Raw genomic sequence first — 17,840 nt, forward strand, 5'->3', positions numbered from 1 at the left:
CTGTAGCCGGACACCGATGCTGCGACCAGATATTCTAGGCTGCTCGAAGACCTGAACCGGAGTGACGCAATGACTGACGCTGTAGCCCATGACGTGGAACTGGACGCCAGTGGCCTGAATTGTCCGTTGCCGTTGCTCAAGGCGAAAATGGAGCTGAACAAGCTTCAGAGTGGCGCCGTCCTCAAGGTGATCGCCACTGATGCGGGCTCGCAACGCGACTTTCGCACCTTTGCCAAATTGGCCGGTCATACGCTGCTGCGCGAAGAAGACGAAGCAGGTGTCTACCGTTACTGGTTGAAAAAGGCCTGAAATCGACAGCGTTACAATCTAAGGATTATTGATGTTCAAAGTGTTACGCGACTGGATTCAGCGCTATTTCTCCGATGAGGAAGCGGTGGTGCTGGCGGTGCTGCTGTTTCTCGCCTTCACGGCCGTGCTCACCCTCGGCGGCATGCTCGCGCCGGTATTGGCGGGGATGGTGCTGGCGTATCTCATGCAGGGCCTGGTGGTCACGCTCGAGCGTCTGCGCGTGCCGGGTGGTGTGGCGGTAGGATTGGTGTTCGCGCTGTTCATGGGCGTGCTGATGCTGTTTATCCTCGTGGTGTTGCCGCTGCTCTGGCATCAGTTGATCACGCTGTTCAATGAGTTGCCGGGCATGCTCGCCAAATGGCAGTCGCTGCTGTTGCTGCTGCCGGAACGCTATCCGCACCTGGTGTCCGATGAGCAAGTGTTGCAGGCGATCGAGGCGGCACGTGGCGAGATCGGCAAGTTCGGCCAGTGGGCGCTGACGTTCTCGCTGTCGAGTTTGCCGCTGCTGGTGAACATCATGATCTATCTGGTACTAGTGCCGATTCTGGTGTTCTTCTTCCTCAAGGACCGGGCCATGATCGGCGAATGGGTGCGTGGCTACTTGCCGCGTGAGCGCGCGCTGATCACTCGGGTTGCGCAGGAGATGAACCGGCAGATTGCCAACTACATTCGCGGCAAGGTCATCGAAATCGTGATTTGTGGCGGCGTGACCTACATCGCGTTTGCCGCCCTCGGACTCAACTATGCGGCGCTGCTGGCGTTGCTGGTCGGTGTGTCGGTGGTGGTGCCGTATGTCGGTGCCGTGGTGGTGACCGTGCCGGTGCTGCTGATTGCGCTGTTCCAGTGGGGCTGGAGCGATCAGTTCATTTATCTGATGGCGGTCTACGGGATCATTCAGACACTGGATGGCAATGTGCTGGTGCCGCTGCTGTTCTCGGAGGCGGTCAATTTGCACCCGGTGGCAATCATCTGTGCAGTGCTGTTGTTTGGCGGGTTGTGGGGATTCTGGGGGGTGTTCTTTGCGATCCCGCTGGCGACCCTATTCAAGGCAGTGCTGGATGCGTGGCCGCGCAAGGAGCCGGTGGTGGCGCCGCTGCTGTAGCGGTTGATCCAGATTGTTCGGTGCGGCTTAAGGCCTCATCGCCGGCAAGCCAGCTCCCACAGGGTTTTCGGTGCACACAAAACCTGTGGGAGCTGGCTTGCCAGCGATGGCGTCAGAGAAGACGCCAGAGAAGACGCCAGAGAAACATCAGGCCTTGTTCAAATTCTGCGCAGCAGCCAAAACAGCATCCACATGCCCCGGCACTTTCACACCACGCCATTCCTGACGCAGCACACCGTCCTTATCAATAAGGAACGTGCTGCGATCAACGCCCAGGTATTCCTTGCCGTACAGCTTCTTCAGCTTGATCACGTCGAACAATTGGCAGACGGCTTCGTCCTTGTCGCTGATCAGCTCAAAGGGAAACTCCTGCTTGCACTTGAAGTTCTCGTGGGACTTCAGGCTGTCACGGGAGATACCGAAAATCTCGGTATTGGCGGTCTTGAAGGCGGCGTACTGATCACGAAAGCCCTGGCCTTCTGTGGTGCAACCCGGGGTGCTGTCCTTCGGATAGAAATAGATCACCACTTGTTTGCCCTTTAGGGCAGACAGGCTGACAGTCTGCCCGCTGGTGGCAGGTGCTTCGAAATCGGCAACCGGTTGGTCGATGACAACAGCCATGAAAGCTTCCTTACATTGGGTTCTGTGGGCGCCAAGGCTCGATCAGTGCGTCCAGGTTCATCGCGTCGGAGAAGTCGAGAAACTGGTCGCGCAGCCAACTGATCTGGGTGCCGGCGGGCAGGGTCACGGTAAATGTGGCGTTGAGCATGGTGCCGCCGGTCTGCGGCGCCTGATACGTGTCGCAGGTCAGGTTTTCCAGTTCGACGTTGTGATCCATGAAGAACTGGCACAGCTCATTGATGATGTCCGGGCGATATGCCGAGCTGACATACGCCACATACGGCAGGGCCTGCGGACGATTTTCCAGCGGCGCGCTGCGCACCACGTTGGCGGTAAAGGCGTGTTTCTTGGCCAGACCCGGCAAGCTGCCTTCCAGGCGGGCGAGGGCATCCCAACTGCCGGAGACCTCGAGGACCAAAGCGCTGCACTCGCCGTGGCGAGTCAGGCGTGAAGTAACCACGGCGCAGCGATTTTCATGGCTGGCGCGGCACAGGACGTTAGTCAGCTCCATGGGGTTGGCGCCGAGGGCACTGATGACAAGGAATTGTTCGCGAACTGTGGGGGTGGACATGCAGCATTCCTAAAGCGATGAGCGGTCGGTAGGTTTACGGGCGTTGGCCACCGGGGAGTGCCTGTTCTGGCTGTCCGTACAAAGAGGCCCGGCAAGCGCTCGCGGCTCGCTCCACTATAGCGGGAGCGCGTCGATGCGACGCAGGAACGGGGTCTGGGAGGCCGTAAAGGGAGGCTGGAACCCGGCGTACAAGCTGATCAGTACCGATCAAAGTCTGAAGGGTAGCGAAAAGCGGCGCCAAGGGGAATGGCGGCAGCGCAGTACTTCGCTTGTGCAAGCATCTTGGCGCCAGTACCATTACCGCTCTCTTTTTCCGGCAGGAGCGGTTTCATGATTGCGGGCAGTATGGTGGCACTGGTCACTCCCATGGATGCACAAGGGCGTCTTGACTGGGACAGCCTCAGCAAACTCGTGGACTTCCATCTCAAGAACGGCACCCATGCCATTGTCGCGGTCGGTACTACCGGCGAGTCGGCAACCCTTGATGTAGAAGAACACATCGCCGTCATCAAAGCCGTGGTCAAACAGGTTGCCGGGCGCATTCCGGTCATCGCCGGCACTGGCGCCAACTCGACCCGCGAAGCTGTCGAGCTGACCCGCAACGCCAAGGAAGCCGGGGCCGATGCCTGCCTGCTGGTGGTTCCGTACTACAACAAGCCGACTCAGGAAGGTCTGTACCAGCACTTCAAGCACATCGCTGAAGCGGTCGACATTCCGCAGATTCTCTACAACGTTCCTGGCCGCACGTCTTGCGACATGCAAGCCGAGACCGTGATTCGCCTGTCCACCGTGCCGAACATCATCGGTATCAAGGAAGCCACTGGCGACCTGAAACGCGCCAAAGCGATTATCGATGGTGTGAACAAGGATTTCATCGTGCTGTCCGGCGATGATCCGACCGCCGTTGAGCTGATCCTGCTGGGTGGCAAAGGCAACATCTCTGTAACCGCCAACGTCGCGCCACGCGAAATGGCCGATCTGTGCGAGGCCGCGCTCAAGGGCGACGCCGACACCGCACGGGCGATCAACGAAAAACTGATGCCACTGCACAAAGACCTGTTCATCGAAGCCAACCCGATTCCGGTGAAGTGGGCTTTGGTGGAAATGGGCCTGATGCATCAAGGCATCCGCCTGCCACTGACCTGGCTGAGCACACCTTGTCACGAAACGCTCCGCTCGGCCCTGCGCCAGTGCAGCGTCCTGGTTTAATTGAGGAAATACAACGCATGAAGCGAATGGCCGGACTTTCCGCACTTGCCTTGATTATCTCCAGCACCAGCGGCTGCGGATGGGTCTGGGGGCCGGAAGGTTATTTCCGCGACCGTGGTAGCGATTACCTGCAAGCGCAACAGACTGCACCAATGCAACTGCCACCGGAAGTCAGCACTTCCAAGCGTCTGGATCCGCTGTTGCCGATCCCGCGTAACGTTGCTGATGACACCGAGAAGGGCGAATACATTGTGCCGCGTCCTCAGCCGCTGTCGGCCGTTGCCGATGCCAGCGATTACTCGCTGCAGAAGAGCGGTGACTCCCGCTGGGTCGTGGCCCAGCACCCACCGGCCGAAGTCTGGCCAGTGGCGGTGCAGTTCTTCCAGGACAACGGTTTCCGTCTGGATGAACAGCGCCCGCAGACCGGCGAGTTCACCACCACCTGGCAGCATTCCGACGAACTGTCCGCGGCCATGGCCAAGCGCCTGAGCGCAGCCGGCATCGCCAGCGACAGCGAAACCCGCGTGCGTGTGCGGATCGAGCCGGGCGTGCAGCGCAACACCAGTGAAATCTACGTGGTCAGCGCCGAGCGTCCAGCCGGCAGCACGGCCGATGTGGCCTTCACCAACCGTTCGGTCAACACTGGCCTGGACGCAGCGCTGGTCGACGACATGCTCGCGAGCATGAGCCGGATCTCCGAGAAGGGCGGTTCGGTGTCGATGCTGGCCTCGCGTGATTTCGATACGCCAAGCCGTGTCAGCCTCAGCGAAGATGGCAGCGGCAACCCGGTGTTGAACGTCGGTAACGATCTGGACCGTGCCTGGTCGAGCGTTGGCCGTGCACTGGAACAAGGCGAATGGCGCGTTGAAGACATCAACCGTAGCCTGGGCCTGTACTACATCAACCTGGCCGAAAAAGCCGAGAAGAAAGACGACAAGCCTGGTTTCTTCAGCAGCCTGTTCGGCAGTGCGCCGAGCAAGGAAGAAGTTGAAGCCCGTGCCGAGCGTTATCAGGTTCGCCTGAGCAAGGTTGGCGAGAACATTCAGGTGACCGTCGAGAAAAACATCAACACCGTCGCGCCGGCTGAAGTGGCACGCAAAGTGTTGAGCGTGATTCAGGACAACCTGGGCTGATCAACCATGCGTTTTGCCGTTCTCGGCAGCGGTAGCCAAGGGAACGGCACGCTGATCGCCAGTGCTGATACGTATGTGCTGGTGGATTGTGGTTTTTCCCTGCGGGAAACCGAAAAACGCCTGTTGCGCCTGGGTGTGACCCCGGCGCAACTGAGCGCGATACTCGTAACCCACGAACATGCCGACCACGTGCATGGCGTGGGTTTACTGTCTCGGCGCTACAATCTACCGGTCTACCTCAGTCGCGGCACACTGCGCGGGATGCGCAAACCGATTGAACCCGCAGGCTTTCTGGCCGGCGGCGAGCAACTGCAGATCGGTGCACTGAGCATCGGGGTCATTGCCGTGGCCCATGATGCGCAGGAACCGACCCAGTACGTCTTCAGTGATCACCAGCAGCGGCGCTTCGGCCTGCTGACCGACCTGGGTTCCTACTGCGAGCGGGTGCTGGATGGTTATCGGGACCTCGATGCGTTGATGATCGAGTCCAACCACTGTCGCGATATGCTGGCCCGTGGTCATTACCCGTACTTTCTCAAGCAGCGGGTGGGCGGCGAGCTGGGACATTTGAACAACCATCAGGCGGCATTCCTGGTGTCCGAGTTGGGCTGGCAGGGCTTGCAACACCTGGTCCTGGCCCATCTGAGCAGCAAGAACAACCTGCCGCAGTTGGCCCGGCAATGTTTTGTCGACACCCTCGGGTGCGACCCGGACTGGCTGCAACTGGCCGATCAAGATTCAGGGCTCGACTGGCGCCACATCGCCTAGCCCACCTACTTAGCAAGCGGAGCCCATCATGGAAAAACGTGAAGAACTCTACCGCGGCAAAGCCAAATCGGTTTACAAGACCGACGACGCTGACCGCTTGATCCTGCTGTTTCGCAACGACACCTCGGCGTTCGACGGCAAGCGTATCGAGCAGCTCGACCGCAAAGGCATGGTCAACAACAAGTTCAATGCCTTCATCATGCAGAAACTCGAAGCGGCCGGCGTACCGACCCAATTCGACAAACTGCTGGCCGACAATGAAGTCCTGGTGAAGAAACTCGACATGATCCCGGTCGAGTGCGTCGTGCGTAACTACGCTGCCGGTAGTCTGGTCAAGCGTCTGGGCGTCGAAGAGGGCCTGAAGCTCAATCCTTACACCTTCGAACTGTTCCTGAAGGACGACGCCAAGGGCGACCCGTTCATCAACGAATCCCACGTCGTGGCATTCGGTTGGGGCACCGCCGAGCAACTGGTGCGCATGAAAGAACTGTCGCTCAAGGTCAACGAAGTCCTGACCAAGCTGTTCGACGACGCTGGCCTGCTGCTGGTCGACTTCAAGCTTGAGTTCGGCGTGTTCAGCGACGGCTCCATCGTCCTCGGTGACGAGTTCAGCCCGGACGGCTGCCGTCTGTGGGACAAGGACACCAAGAAGAAGATGGACAAAGACCGCTTCCGTCAGGGCCTCGGTGACGTTATCGAAGCCTACGAAGAAGTCGCCAATCGTCTGGGTGTACCGCTTTAATCGACGCAAGCATCTGATAGCACGAAGAAAATTTCGAAAGAGGGTTTGCTTTCGGTAAAAGTGTTGTTATGATGCGCGCCGTTGGAGAGATGCCAGAGTGGCCGAATGGGACGGATTCGAAATCCGTTGTACCTTCACCGGTACCTAGGGTTCGAATCCCTATCTCTCCGCCATTACATAGAAAAAGCCCCGTAGATGAAAATCTACGGGGCTTTTTTGTTTCTGCGAATTCAGCATTCGTTGCGATAGCGCTGAAGCGCGTCGTGCATGGTGAGGGCCTCGGCAGAGAGGCAATTTAAGTAAACACAGCCTCTGCCGACATTAGAGACACAACGCTCACAGGACTCACCGACCCATTTAGAGCCGCGCTCGCAGAGTAGGGGCTGTCATTATTGGCCAGCGATCGGCCGCCAAATCACACCTGTCGTCGTTTATCCTCTGTCCAGTCATGAGGCCAGCGCTCTCACTAAAGTGGATACTTGCTCACCTCGGCCGTGAAAGGCGCATCCAGCGAGTTCCAGCCTCGCTCCCTATTTGAATTGGTTTGAATATGAAAATTCCACCATCAGCCCAAGGTGCTCACCGCGTTTCTGAACGTCAGTCCGTCAGGTCAGGCAGCAGCGCCGCACCCCACGTCGAAGACTGCGAAGTGCTGGTTGCGCAGCCGCCAGCGTTCGAGGATGGCGAGCCGCCAGTCGGCGTGGTTATCCATGCGTATTACCCCGAGGTGCTGAAAGATATCCTGCGCCGTTTGATTAAACTGACTGAACGCCTGCACCTCTACGTAACCTGCGTAGCCGGTCGTGAAGATGAGATATGTGCTCAGCTGACGGCCAGCACATTGAGTTTTTCGCTATACCGGGTGCCGAATCACGGCAGGGATGTTTTGCCGTTTCTGCGGGTGCTGCCGTTCTTGCGTGCCGACAATATCCGCACGCTGGTCAAGCTGCACACCAAGCGTTCGCTGCACTTGGGCGGGGCGATCGATTGGGGCGTTGAACTATTCGATGATCTGCTAGACCCGGTACGATTCAGTCGAGCGCTGGAACACCTTGCCGACCCGGTGCATGTGCCGATGCTGGGTCCTCAGCGATACCTGGTGCCAGTCACCCGATTCCTCAGCGAAAGCAACCGCGCGTTGCTTGTCACCCTGGCCGAGCGTGGCGGTATTGAGGCGCAGGGCATCAACGAAGCGGATTATTTTGCCGGCACCATGTTCTTTGCGCGCATTGAAGTGTTTGCGCCTTTGGAGCGGATTCAACTGACGGGCAGCGATTTCGAAGTTGAAAGTGGCCAGCTCGACGGTACCCTGGCACACACGTTAGAGCGGTTTTTCGGCGTTCTGGCGAATGTTGGCCGGCAGCAGCGCAATATCGACCTTTATCAGCGCTGGCTGGCGAGTCGGCAACTGGCCGCCGTCGAGGTCGAAGGTTTGCCCGCGCGACTGGCGAGCTGGCCGCGGCAACCGGACGTGTTGTTGGTGTTGACCGACACTACGGGTGATATCGGACTGTTGCGTTCCAGCTTGGAAAGCATTGACCGCCAGCTTTATCGGGCGGCGGCCATCGTGGTGCTCTCCAATGCCGAACCTGTAGGCGTGACGCCGGCCGATAATCTGGTCTGGCTGCCGTTGGCCGAATCCTGGCCGAGCCAGCTCAATGAACTGTTGCAGGAGATCGACGTTGACTGGTGGTACCTTTTGCGTGGCGGAGACGAACTGGATCCCCACGCGCTGCTTTTGCTCGCCGAAGGCATCGCGCTCAATCCCGGTGTCAGCGCATGCTACAGCGATGAAGACTCACTGACCGCTGAAGGCTGCCAGAGTCCGGTATTCAAGCCGGATTTGAATCTGGATATGTTGCGCAGTTATCCCTATGTCGGCCGCGCACTGGCTTTCAGTCGCGAGGCCGCGCTGTCTGCCGACGGCTTTGATCCAGCCTTCAGCGAACTGGCGCCCCATGATTTGCTTTTTCGGCTGATTGAAACTCACGGTCTGGGCACTGTCGGGCACCTCGCGGATGTGCTGGTGCATCAGGCCATCAATTTCCCTCAGTGGCTCGGTGAACCGCAAGTCATCGTGAACTCGGCAGCCATCGTCGGGGCGCACTTGCAGCGCCTGGGCGTGGCGCATGAGCTGCTGGCCGGACCTTTGCCAATGGCTAATCGTGTGGTCTACCAACATGCGGAACAGCCGCTGGTGTCGATCCTCATTCCCACCAAGGACTGCCTGCCGATGCTGCTGCGCTGCATCGAAAGCATCATGGAGAAAACCAGCTACACGAATTACGAACTGATCATCGTCGACAACAACAGCGAAACAGCCGAGGCCCGGGACTGGTTCAACGGTATGGAGCTGTTGAACAATCCCAAGGTGCGCATCCTGCGTTATCCGCACCCGTTCAACTATTCGGCGATCAATAATTTTGCTGCCAGCCATGCCCGCGGCGATTACCTGGTGCTGCTCAACAATGACACGGCGATCATTGATGGCGACTGGCTTGGTGCACTGCTCCATCACGCCCAGCGGCCAGAAGTGGGGATAGTGGGCGCTAAACTGTTATTCCTCGACGGGACTGTTCAGCATGCAGGTGTGGTACTCGGGTTGCGTGGTGTTGCAGACCACCCGTTTATCGGCGATTCAATGCAGTCCAACGGCTACCTTCACCGCTTGCATCTTGATCAGAACTACAGCGCGGTCACCGCCGCCTGCCTGATGATCAGCACCGAGCTGTACCAGCAAGTGGGGGGTATGGACGAGGTCGGCCTGGCCGTTTCCTTTAACGATGTGGATCTGTGCCTGAAAGTCGGCCAGGCTGGACGGCTGATTGTCTGGACGCCTTATGCGCTGCTCGTTCACGAAGCCAGTGTGAGCCAGAACAACGTCGACACGACCAAGGAGGAAGCCAAGCGCAAACGATTCAAGGGCGAACAGTCGGTGATGTACCAGCGTTGGCTTGCGCAAATCGCCAACGATCCGGCCTACAACCGCAACCTGACCCTGGAGGGTAGTGGCTTCTCCTCCAAATACCGCACCGACACTGATTGGCACCCGTTTGCCAGTCGTGAATTGCCTCACGTGCTGTGCCACCCTCTCGACTCTTTCGGCAGCGGACACTACCGCGTGCGTCAGCCTTTCGCTGCCCTGAAAGCCGCGCAGCTGATCGGCGGAACGGTGAGCAACGAGGGACTGCAACCGACAGAACTGGAGCGCATTGCGCCGGACACGATCATTTTCCAGGGACAGCACACAACGCCTCATCTGGAGTACATGCAGGACACCAAGGCATTCTCCAGGGCGTTCAAGATTTACGAGCTGGATGACTATATTCTTGACGTGCCCGCTGGCAACTTGAACCACGAATTGCTGCCCAAAGACATCACCAAACGCTTGAAGAAAGCCGTAGGGCTGTGCGATCGGTTGGTGGTGTCTACCGAGCCGCTGGCCAATGCGCTGAAGGGGTTCAATGCCGACATCCGGGTGATGGAAAACCGTCTGCCGAGCCATTGGTGGAGCGACCTGACCAGCCAGCGCCAACAAGGCCGCAAGCCTCGGGTTGGCTGGGCCGGCGGCTCGAGTCACAGCGCCGATCTGCAAGTCCTTGCCGAAGTGGTTCGTGCGCTGGAAGGAGAAGTTGAATGGGTGTTCATGGGGATGTGCCCACCAGCACTGCGTCCCTATGTCCATGAGTTCCATAGGGGGGTGAGTATCGAAAAATACCCGCAAAGACTGGCTGAGCTGAACCTCGACCTGGCTTTGGCACCTCTGAAAGACAACTTTTTCAACGCCTGCAAAAGCAATTTGCGCTTGTTGGAATATGGCGCCTGTGGTTTCCCCGTGATCTGCTCGGACATCCCTTGTTATCGTGGTGATTTCCCGGTGACGAGGGTCAGGAACCGTTCGCAAGACTGGATTGCCGCTATTCGCGAACATCTGGCTGAGCCCGATGCCAGCGCCAAGGCTGGAGACGCCCTGCGCAGCGTTGTACTCAATCAGTGGATGCTCAAGGACGAACATCTGTTGGCGTGGCGAAACGCCTGGCTGGCGGACTGAAGATGAAGCCTGGGTTGCGCTGACTGCATTCAGGTCTTTTGCTACCGGCTCGGAAAAAAGCCTCACAGCCTTAAAACTGTGGGGCTTTTTCATATCTGCTGGACCGTGCAGAGCGGCTAGATCTCCTTGACCGGCGTCTCCCCCTGCACAGCCTTGATCAACCCGATCACGTGCATGCAATCCGCCTTGTTCACATACGACTCGCCACTGGCGATGGTCTCGTGGTTACCCGCCCGCAATCTCCAGCGCCATTGTCCTTTGCCGGTGCTCGGGGTGCCTCTGGATTGCCTGTAAATCTCGAAATACATTCAGTTCGCTCCATGCGATTCATTGTGCGACAGCCGGTGTGGCGCATGCTCGCAAGCCTAGCGCAGACGCTTTTTTTGGCTATCGGACATTTGTTTCCAATCGTTCGCGGATGTTTCTGAAGGACGCGGGCTAGAGCGCAGCAATAGGCCTGTGGATTGGCCAAAATGACGCCGTCTGATCCTTGCAACACCGTCGACGCTGCTGCTTAATACGGGACGGCTCATGGCGTCGAATATTGTTCGGTGACCGACAAACACTATAAGAAGAGCACTCCTTTGATTGAGCACGGAAAGCAACAGGCCGGGCTGGTGACGTTATCGCTGGTGGTCCCCGTTTTTAACGAAGAGGACAGCCTCGACACGTTTCTGCGGCGAATCAATCAAGTCTTTCAGACGCAGGCGTTGATCGACCTTGAACTGGTGTTCGTCAACGACGGCAGTACCGATGCCACGCTTGAGCGCCTGCTTGAACATCAGCGGGACGATGCGCGTCTGCGTATCGTCGATTTGAGCCGCAACTTCGGCAAAGAAGCAGCGTTGTCCGCCGGTTTGCAGATCGCGACCGGGCAGATCGTGGTGCCGATCGACGCTGATCTGCAAGACCCGCCCGAGGTCATTGTGCAGATGATCGAGCGCTGGCGAGAAGGCTTTGAAGTGGTGCTCGGTCATCGCATCAGCCGTCGCAGCGACACCTGGGCCAAGCAGACATCAGCGCACTGGTTCTACCGCCTGCACAACAAGATCGCCGAACAGCCTTTGCCCGAGAATGTCGGCGATTTTCGTCTGATGGATCGCTGCGTGGTCGATGCCTTGCTGACCCTGCCGGAATCCCGGCGCTTCATGAAAGGCCTGTTCGCCTGGGTCGGCTTTCGCACCACCCACGTCGATTACGAGCGCCCGGAGCGCGTGGCGGGGCAGAGCAAGTTCAATGGCTGGCGCCTGTGGAACTTTGCGCTTGAAGGCATCACCAGTTTCAGCACTGAACCGTTGCGGATCTGGACGTATGTCGGCGCATTGGTGTCGCTGGTGTCTTTTGCCTTCGCCATGTTCATTGTCGTGCGCACGCTGATTCACGGTGTCGACCTGCCCGGTTATGCCTCGCTGATGGTGGCCGTGACCTTTCTCGGTGGACTGCAATTGATCGGCATCGGTGTGCTCGGTGAGTACCTGGGCCGCACGTATATCGAATCCAAACGCCGGCCGGTTTTTCTGGTGCGTCGCGTCTATGACCCCAAGGACTGACACATGGATCTCAAGGAAACCGACATCCTCGGCGACGCCATCAACGAGCACTGGTATTACTGCTCGAAAGCCGCCGCCACCCGGCGTTTGCTGGGAGATGCACCCATCAGCCGAATCCTTGATGTCGGTGCCGGCTCGGGATTTTTCTCCCACCATTTGCTGACGCACACCGATGCACGCGAAGCATGGTGCGTGGATATCAGCTACCCCGCCGACTCCAGCGCGACCACCGCCGGTAAACCGGTGCACTACCGTCGCGGGATCGAAACCATCGAGGCCGATCTGGTGTTGTTGATGGACGTGCTGGAGCACGTCGATGATGACCTCGGTCTGCTCAAGATGTACGTCGACAAAGTGCCATCGGGCAGCAGGTTTCTGATGACGGTACCGGCATTCCAGTTCTTGTGGAGTGGCCACGATGACTTTCTCGAGCACAAGCGCCGCTACACCCTGGCGCAGTTCGAAACCTTGGCGCGTGATGCCGGTTTGACGGTGCAGCGCGGTGCCTATTATTTCGGTGCGGTGTTTCCGATCGCTGCGGCGTTGCGCTTGCTGCCGCAAGGCGCACAAGCCCAAACGCCGCGTTCACAGCTCAAGCGTCATCATCCGCTGGTGAACGGTGTTCTCAAGACGCTATGCAGTCTTGAACTGCCGTTGATGGGCATCAACCGTCTGGCCGGGTTGAGTGTGTTCGTGCTGGCGCGCAAACCGTGACCTCGGCGCAAAAAACAGCATTGATTCAGCGAGGTTTGCGCTTTGCCGTGACCGGGCTGTTTGTCACTGCGCTGCATGCGCTGGTGGCGGTGCTGTTCATCAACTTCATTACTGCGCAACCGCCGCTGGCCAATGGCGTGGCGTTTGCCGTGGCGACGGTGGTTTCCTACGTGATTAACACCACCTGGAGTTTTTCTGCCCGCTTGCACGGACGAACGCTGCTGCGTTTTCTGCTGGTGTCCGTGGGCGGCTTTTTCCTCGCGATGTTCGTTGCCTGGGCCGCGCAGGTTGCCGGGCTGCACTATCTGCTGGGCATTGTTGCGGTGGCGCTGACGATTCCGGCGTTCACCTTTGTCTTGCACAATTTCTGGACCTATCGATGAAGGCGTCACCAAACCATCCGGCGCTGGGCGTGTTGCCTTTACTGCTTGGCGTTCTGGCATTTTTCTGCGTGATCGGACCGCAAGCGCTGGATCCGCAAAACATTGCCTGGCTGGAGCAGGGCGATCCGGCGACGCATTATCTGGGCTGGGAATATTTTCGTCATTCACCCTGGATCTTTCCGCTCGGACTCAACCCTTCCTATGGTCTGGAGCTGGGCAGTTCGATCATCTTTTCCGACTCCAATCCGCTGCTGGCGTTGCTGTTCAAACCGTTCAATGCGTGGTTGCCGGCGACCTTCCAGTATTTCGGTCTGTGGCTGCTGGCGTGTTTCGTGCTGCAAGCCTGGTTCGCCTGGAAACTGCTGGGGCTGATGACCGGCAATCCGCTGATTCGTTTGCTGGGTACCGGTTTGCTGGTGGTTTCACCGCCGATGTTTCTGCGCATGGGCGGACACCTTTCCCTGTCCGGGCATTTTCTGATTCTGGCGGCGCTGTACCTGGCGTTGTTGCCGAACCTGTCTCGACGACGCCTGGCCTGGGGCGCGTTACTGGCGGTGACGGCGATGGTGCATGCGTACCTGCTGGCGATGGTGGCGCTGATCTGGGTAGCAGATCTGCTCGGCAAAACTTTCAGCCAACAACTGACTCGGCGTCAGGGGCTGCTTGAAGGCGTTTCGCTGTTTGCCGTGGTGAGTGTGTGTTGCTGGCAGGCCGGTTACTTTGCCATTGCCGACGGCGGGCAATCCGGCGGTTTCGGGTTGTACCGGATGAACCTGTTGTCGCCACTCGATCCAGCGGGCTGGTCGTTCATCTTGCCGGATCTGCCAAAAGCCAGCGGCGATTACGAAGGCTTTAATTATCCGGGGTTGGGTGTGCTGTTGCTGGTGCCGTTGGCGCTGATTGCCTTGCTTAGAAATCGCCAGCCGCTGAAGGATGAGCTTCGCGTTCGCCCTTGGCTGTTGCTGGCGTTGATCGGTTTATCGTTGTTTGCGCTATCGAACCAGATCGGTGTCGGCGCGCACACGTTCAGCTATCCGCTGCCGAAAATCGCCCTCAAACTGGCCAATATTTTTCGCGCGTCGGGGCGGATGTTCTGGCCCGTGTTGTACGCGCTCATCCTGATGGTGATGTTCCTGCTGGTGCGCGGTTACCGGCCACGTATCGTCGTCGCGTTGTTGGCGCTGGCATTGACGATACAGATTGTCGACACACGCAACGGCTGGATGGGCTTGCGCAACAGCAAAATGATGACGCCCTCCGCACAATGGCCAACGCTGATGCGTGATCCATTCTGGGCGAGTGCGGCGGCGCATTACTCGAAGGTGCGCAGTCTGATGCCACAGAATCAGTCCGAACGCTGGCAAGTGATTGCCGATTTCGCTGCGACCCATGGTCTGAAAACCGACGCTGTTTATCTGGGACGCATGAGTTCCACAGCGCTGGATCAGGCTCGGCAGAAAACGCAGCACATGCTCGAATCAGGGCAATACGATGCCGACTCGTTGTACATCCTCGACGACTCCGTGCTGGCCGATGCCGCCAAAAGCGTCAACAGTGAAACGGATCTGCTGACCCGAGTGGATGGTCTGGTGGTGCTGGCGCCGGGCTGGAAGCGTTGCTCGCAGTGCCTGAGCGTGCCTGATGAAGGACGCCGAATGTCATTGCTGGCACTGATGCGTCCCGGTCAGGCGCTGATCTTCAACTACTCCGCCCGGCAGTTGACCAGCGGTTGGTCGACCCCGGAAAACTGGGGTACATGGTCGGCGGGACAGCAGGCGCAGGTCGACTTGCGGGTGTCACCCGAGGCGCGCTCGATTGCGCTGGAGGTCATGGCATTCGTTTTGCCGCAACACCCGGCGCAGCGAGTGATTGTCAGTTTGAATGGCGAGCAGGTACTGAGCACGCGGCTGGTGCAACATCAGGATAATCATCTGGAGATCCCGATCAGTCCTGCGATCCGTCAGCATCTGGCAGACAACGATCGCCTGACGATCGAGCTGCAATTGCCCGACGCCATCAGCCCGGAACAATTGGGCATCAATGATGATTCACGGATCATGGCGCTGGGCTTGAAACGCCTGACGGTGAACTGACGCTGCGTGGCGATGGACGGCGGGGCCCTGCGCTTTCTACACTGCCGGTATTCCGGGGGGCAGGGGGCAATGGATGAACCGCAATGAACTACGCAAGGCTGACATCAACCTGATGGTGGTGTTCGAGACCTTGATGCTCGAACGCAACGTGACCCGGGCGGCCGAGAAGCTGTTTCTCGGCCAGCCGACCATCAGCTCGGCGCTCAATCGCTTGCGCACCATGCTCAATGATCCGCTGTTCATCCGTGTCGGCCACCGCATGGAGCCGACAGCGCGTGCCGAAGATATTTTCCGCCATCTCAAGCCCGCGCTGGACTCATTGTCGGTCGCGCTGAGTCTGACCCGCGATTTCGATCCGGCCGTGAGCACCATGACCTTTCGCATCGGTCTGTCCGATGACGTCGAGTTCGGCCTGTTGCCGCCGCTGTTGCGTGCGTTGCGCCAGGAAGCGCCGAACGTGGTGTTCGTGGTGCAACACGTCGATTACTGGCGCATCCCCGATCTGCTCGCAGCGGGTGATATCACGGTCGGCATCAGCCAGACCCGGGGCCTGCCGGCCAATGCCAAGCGCAAACTGCTGCGGCACATTCAGCCGAGCATCCTGCGCGCCGACGCCAGCGATACACCGCTGACGCTGGATGAATATTGCGCGCGCCCCCATGTACTGGTTTCGCACACGGCCAACGTCAGTGGTTTTGCCGATGAGTGGCTGGCCGAACTCGGTCGTACTCGCCAAGTGGTGCTGTCGGTACCGCAATACAGCGCGTTGCCGGCGCTACTGGCCGGCACCGACCTGATCGCCAGTCTGCCGGATTACACGGCGGCAGCCATGGCCACTTCCGGATTGCTGTTTAAGGAGCCGTTTCCGTTTAAAACACCGACGCTGGATTTGTCGATGGTCTGGCTCAGCCACGTCGACAGCGACCCGGCCGAGCGCTGGTTGCGCTCAAGGCTGGAGCAGTTCATGAGCGAACGGCCACTGACGCCATCCTGAGCTATAACACTCCCCCTGTAGGAGCTGCGGCACGCTGCGATCTTTTGATCTTCAAATTTCAAGATCAAAAGATCGCAGCCTCGTTTCACTCGACAGCTCCTACAGGGGTTAGTGTGAACCGCATGTGCTATATGTACGACCTTTCTGCCAACTGACTGGGGACCTGCAATGCCACACCTGCACATGGAATACACCGCCAACCTGCCGCAGTTGAACGCCGATGTAGCGTTGATGCGGCTCAACAACACCCTGGTGGGCTCTGGTCAGTTCGCGGCGGAGTTCGATATCAAGAGCCGTGCGGTGAAAGTCGAGACCTTCAAGGTCGGAACCGCCATGGCCGAGCGCGCCTTCGTCTATGTGAAGCTGGCGCTGCTCAGCGGGCGTTCGCCGCAGATCAAGAAGCAGTTGTCAGAAAGCCTGTTGGCAGTCTTGCAGGACCTGTGCGAATGGCCGGCCGGTGTCGAGGTGCAGTTGTGTGTCGAACTGGTCGACATGGATCGCGAGCCCTACAGCAAAACCGCTATTGGCGTGTAGGACTCAGGCCGCTTCGAGTTCGCTGCACACCTTGACCACCTGCTCGCGCAACCACAGATTGGCGCTGTCCTGATCAACGCTCTGGCTCCATTGCATGTCCAGGGTAAAGCCCGGCAAGCCATTTGGCGCCTCGCAGTGATTGAACACCGCCTCGTTGGTCAGTAAACGCTGGATACGGCGGGGCAGGGTGAGGATGAAGTCGGTCCCCGTGATCATTTTCAATGCCGCGCTGTAGCTGTTCGAGCGCGCGACGATCTGACGCTTCTGCGCCTGCCGCGCCAGCCAGCCATCGACCATGTTGGTAGTCGACGTCCATGGCGTCGGGAACACGTGCCGGCGTTCGGTAAAAGCCTGCAGGCTCAGGCGCGGCTCCAGTGGCGTGGCGCGTTTGTCGAAGACGCAGACCAGATCGTCCTCCAGCAGCATTTGTGATTTCAGGTCAGCGTGATGACGGTGGAAGTTGGGGCCGAAGCTGATGACAAGATCGAGGCTGCCGTCGCGCAGCTCATCCGCCGGGACATCGGTCTCGAACTTGTGCATGTTGACCATCACCGGCAAATCGTCGAAGTCGAAACGCTTCAACAGACGCGGCAGGATCAGTTGCTCGAAGTATTCCGGGGCGCAGATATTGAAGGTGACGGCTTGTCGGGTCGGGTCGAACGTGGGGGCACCGGCGTGGCACAGGTTGATGCTTTCGAGGATTTTCTGCACATGGCCATACATGGTGCTGGCCTTGTAGGTCGGACGCATGCCGGTGCGGGTGTTGATAAACAGTTCGTCTTCGAAACTGGTGCGCAGTTTTTTCAAACAATAACTGACCGTGGACTGGCTGACGAACAGGGTTTCTGACACATCAGTGACGCTGCTCTGCTCATAAACAGCGATGAACACCATGAGATCCTGCATGTCGAGCTTTCTAAGCAAGTTACTGTTCAGCATCCGTTCCGTCTCGCTGTGCTCCTTGCGCTGAATCCGCGCAAACGTGTGCGAATGATCCTAACGGAACGATGGTGCCAGGACAAAGCCCTGTAGGACGTTTCACAGTCAGTTGTGGGACAGAAAGTTT

17 protein-coding genes and 1 tRNA gene are annotated in these 17,840 nt (G+C 58.6%); 14 read left to right on the plus strand and 4 right to left on the minus strand.

From position 1 onward, the window contains the following. Positions 1-69 precede the first annotated feature (69 nt). Together J0G10_RS08115 and J0G10_RS08120 are read left to right on the plus strand one after the other, a co-directional pair. Positions 70-309 carry a sulfurtransferase TusA family protein gene (locus J0G10_RS08115; protein WP_007911399.1) on the plus strand — a complete coding sequence of 80 codons (240 nt, stop codon included), beginning with the start codon at positions 70-72 and terminating at the stop codon, positions 307-309. Positions 310-340: 31 nt separating this feature from the next. Next, positions 341-1,411: an AI-2E family transporter gene (locus tag J0G10_RS08120; RefSeq protein WP_095049219.1), complete on the plus strand. Its 1,071-nt coding sequence runs from the start codon at positions 341-343 to the stop codon at positions 1,409-1,411. Between the two features lie 147 nt (positions 1,412-1,558). On the opposite strand, the gene J0G10_RS08125 is transcribed toward J0G10_RS08120, so the two are convergent. Together J0G10_RS08125 and J0G10_RS08130 are read right to left on the minus strand one after the other, a co-directional pair. Beyond that, the gene (locus tag J0G10_RS08125; protein WP_220558270.1) at positions 1,559-2,032 is read right to left on the minus strand and encodes a peroxiredoxin; all 474 of its coding nucleotides are present in this window, start codon (positions 2,030-2,032) and stop codon (positions 1,559-1,561) included. Positions 2,033-2,042: 10 nt separating this feature from the next. Continuing rightward, positions 2,043-2,603 carry a glycine cleavage system transcriptional repressor gene (locus J0G10_RS08130; protein ID WP_034153153.1) on the minus strand — a complete coding sequence of 187 codons (561 nt, stop codon included), beginning with the start codon at positions 2,601-2,603 and terminating at the stop codon, positions 2,043-2,045. 330 nt (positions 2,604-2,933) lie between these two features. Between J0G10_RS08130 and dapA the strand changes: the two genes are divergently transcribed. The 6 genes from dapA (at position 2,934) to J0G10_RS08160 (ending at position 10,506) form a co-directional block, all read left to right on the plus strand. Further along, the gene (dapA, locus tag J0G10_RS08135) at positions 2,934-3,812 is read left to right on the plus strand and encodes a 4-hydroxy-tetrahydrodipicolinate synthase (RefSeq protein ID WP_220558271.1); all 879 of its coding nucleotides are present in this window, start codon (positions 2,934-2,936) and stop codon (positions 3,810-3,812) included. Between the two features lie 17 nt (positions 3,813-3,829). After that, positions 3,830-4,945, plus strand: coding sequence for an outer membrane protein assembly factor BamC (gene bamC, locus J0G10_RS08140; protein WP_093438304.1), 1,116 nt, complete (start codon positions 3,830-3,832; stop codon positions 4,943-4,945). A gap of 6 nt (positions 4,946-4,951) precedes the next feature. Continuing rightward, entirely contained in the window at positions 4,952-5,713 is a 762-nt protein-coding gene (locus tag J0G10_RS08145) for an MBL fold metallo-hydrolase (protein WP_095049221.1), read from the plus strand. A 28-nt stretch (positions 5,714-5,741) separates the two neighbouring features. Beyond that, entirely contained in the window at positions 5,742-6,455 is a 714-nt protein-coding gene (purC, locus tag J0G10_RS08150) for a phosphoribosylaminoimidazolesuccinocarboxamide synthase (protein WP_007911389.1), read from the plus strand. Between the two features lie 83 nt (positions 6,456-6,538). Next, a tRNA-Ser gene (locus tag J0G10_RS08155) sits at positions 6,539-6,628 on the plus strand. Between the two features lie 377 nt (positions 6,629-7,005). Continuing rightward, positions 7,006-10,506: a glycosyltransferase gene (locus J0G10_RS08160; RefSeq protein ID WP_220558272.1), complete on the plus strand. Its 3,501-nt coding sequence runs from the start codon at positions 7,006-7,008 to the stop codon at positions 10,504-10,506. 116 nt (positions 10,507-10,622) lie between these two features. On the opposite strand, the gene J0G10_RS08165 is transcribed toward J0G10_RS08160, so the two are convergent. Then, positions 10,623-10,814 carry a YegP family protein gene (locus J0G10_RS08165; protein ID WP_095125580.1) on the minus strand — a complete coding sequence of 64 codons (192 nt, stop codon included), beginning with the start codon at positions 10,812-10,814 and terminating at the stop codon, positions 10,623-10,625. Between the two features lie 276 nt (positions 10,815-11,090). On the opposite strand from J0G10_RS08165, the gene J0G10_RS08170 reads away from it, so the two are divergent. From J0G10_RS08170 to J0G10_RS08195, 6 genes are all read left to right on the plus strand, one after another. Next, complete coding sequence (locus tag J0G10_RS08170) at positions 11,091-12,056, plus strand: glycosyltransferase family 2 protein (protein ID WP_095125579.1); 966 nt, start codon at positions 11,091-11,093, stop codon at positions 12,054-12,056. Positions 12,057-12,059: 3 nt separating this feature from the next. Further along, positions 12,060-12,770 carry a class I SAM-dependent methyltransferase gene (locus J0G10_RS08175; protein WP_095049243.1) on the plus strand — a complete coding sequence of 237 codons (711 nt, stop codon included), beginning with the start codon at positions 12,060-12,062 and terminating at the stop codon, positions 12,768-12,770. Further along, positions 12,767-13,153, plus strand: a complete 387-nt coding sequence (locus J0G10_RS08180) for a GtrA family protein (RefSeq protein WP_220558273.1) — start codon at positions 12,767-12,769, stop codon at positions 13,151-13,153. Before J0G10_RS08175 ends, J0G10_RS08180 begins: the two co-directional genes overlap by 4 nt. Then, entirely contained in the window at positions 13,150-15,246 is a 2,097-nt protein-coding gene (locus tag J0G10_RS08185) for a DUF6311 domain-containing protein (RefSeq protein WP_095049245.1), read from the plus strand. The genes J0G10_RS08180 and J0G10_RS08185 overlap by 4 nt, the downstream gene beginning before the upstream one ends. 73 nt (positions 15,247-15,319) lie before the next feature. Continuing rightward, positions 15,320-16,240 carry a LysR substrate-binding domain-containing protein gene (locus tag J0G10_RS08190; protein WP_007911372.1) on the plus strand — a complete coding sequence of 307 codons (921 nt, stop codon included), beginning with the start codon at positions 15,320-15,322 and terminating at the stop codon, positions 16,238-16,240. Between the two features lie 168 nt (positions 16,241-16,408). After that, positions 16,409-16,774 (plus strand): 5-carboxymethyl-2-hydroxymuconate Delta-isomerase, encoded by a 366-nt coding sequence (locus J0G10_RS08195; protein WP_220558274.1) that lies wholly within the window; start codon positions 16,409-16,411, stop codon positions 16,772-16,774. 3 nt (positions 16,775-16,777) lie between these two features. Here J0G10_RS08195 and J0G10_RS08200 read toward each other — a convergent pair whose 3' ends face one another. Further along, entirely contained in the window at positions 16,778-17,713 is a 936-nt protein-coding gene (locus J0G10_RS08200; RefSeq protein ID WP_095049246.1) for a LysR family transcriptional regulator, read from the minus strand. Positions 17,714-17,840: the final 127 nt, after the last annotated feature.

The sequence above is a fragment of the Pseudomonas germanica genome (genome assembly GCF_019614655.1).
Lineage (GTDB): Bacteria > Pseudomonadota > Gammaproteobacteria > Pseudomonadales > Pseudomonadaceae > Aquipseudomonas > Aquipseudomonas neuropathica.

What these genes read in the sequence shown, in the direction of transcription:
- J0G10_RS08115 (WP_007911399.1), top strand. Translation starts at nt 70, where the DNA reads ATGACTGACGCTGTAGCCCATGACGTGGAACTGGACGCCAGTGGCCTG.
- J0G10_RS08120 (WP_095049219.1), top strand. Translation starts at nt 341, where the DNA reads ATGTTCAAAGTGTTACGCGACTGGATTCAGCGCTATTTCTCCGATGAG.
- J0G10_RS08125 (WP_220558270.1), bottom strand. Translation starts at nt 2,032, where the DNA reads ATGGCTGTTGTCATCGACCAACCGGTTGCCGATTTCGAAGCACCTGCC.
- J0G10_RS08130 (WP_034153153.1), bottom strand. Translation starts at nt 2,603, where the DNA reads ATGTCCACCCCCACAGTTCGCGAACAATTCCTTGTCATCAGTGCCCTC.
- dapA (WP_220558271.1), top strand. Translation starts at nt 2,934, where the DNA reads ATGATTGCGGGCAGTATGGTGGCACTGGTCACTCCCATGGATGCACAA.
- bamC (WP_093438304.1), top strand. Translation starts at nt 3,830, where the DNA reads ATGAAGCGAATGGCCGGACTTTCCGCACTTGCCTTGATTATCTCCAGC.
- J0G10_RS08145 (WP_095049221.1), top strand. Translation starts at nt 4,952, where the DNA reads ATGCGTTTTGCCGTTCTCGGCAGCGGTAGCCAAGGGAACGGCACGCTG.
- purC (WP_007911389.1), top strand. Translation starts at nt 5,742, where the DNA reads ATGGAAAAACGTGAAGAACTCTACCGCGGCAAAGCCAAATCGGTTTAC.
- J0G10_RS08160 (WP_220558272.1), top strand. Translation starts at nt 7,006, where the DNA reads ATGAAAATTCCACCATCAGCCCAAGGTGCTCACCGCGTTTCTGAACGT.
- J0G10_RS08165 (WP_095125580.1), bottom strand. Translation starts at nt 10,814, where the DNA reads ATGTATTTCGAGATTTACAGGCAATCCAGAGGCACCCCGAGCACCGGC.
- J0G10_RS08175 (WP_095049243.1), top strand. Translation starts at nt 12,060, where the DNA reads ATGGATCTCAAGGAAACCGACATCCTCGGCGACGCCATCAACGAGCAC.
- J0G10_RS08185 (WP_095049245.1), top strand. Translation starts at nt 13,150, where the DNA reads ATGAAGGCGTCACCAAACCATCCGGCGCTGGGCGTGTTGCCTTTACTG.
- J0G10_RS08190 (WP_007911372.1), top strand. Translation starts at nt 15,320, where the DNA reads ATGAACCGCAATGAACTACGCAAGGCTGACATCAACCTGATGGTGGTG.
- J0G10_RS08195 (WP_220558274.1), top strand. Translation starts at nt 16,409, where the DNA reads ATGCCACACCTGCACATGGAATACACCGCCAACCTGCCGCAGTTGAAC.
- J0G10_RS08200 (WP_095049246.1), bottom strand. Translation starts at nt 17,713, where the DNA reads ATGCTGAACAGTAACTTGCTTAGAAAGCTCGACATGCAGGATCTCATG.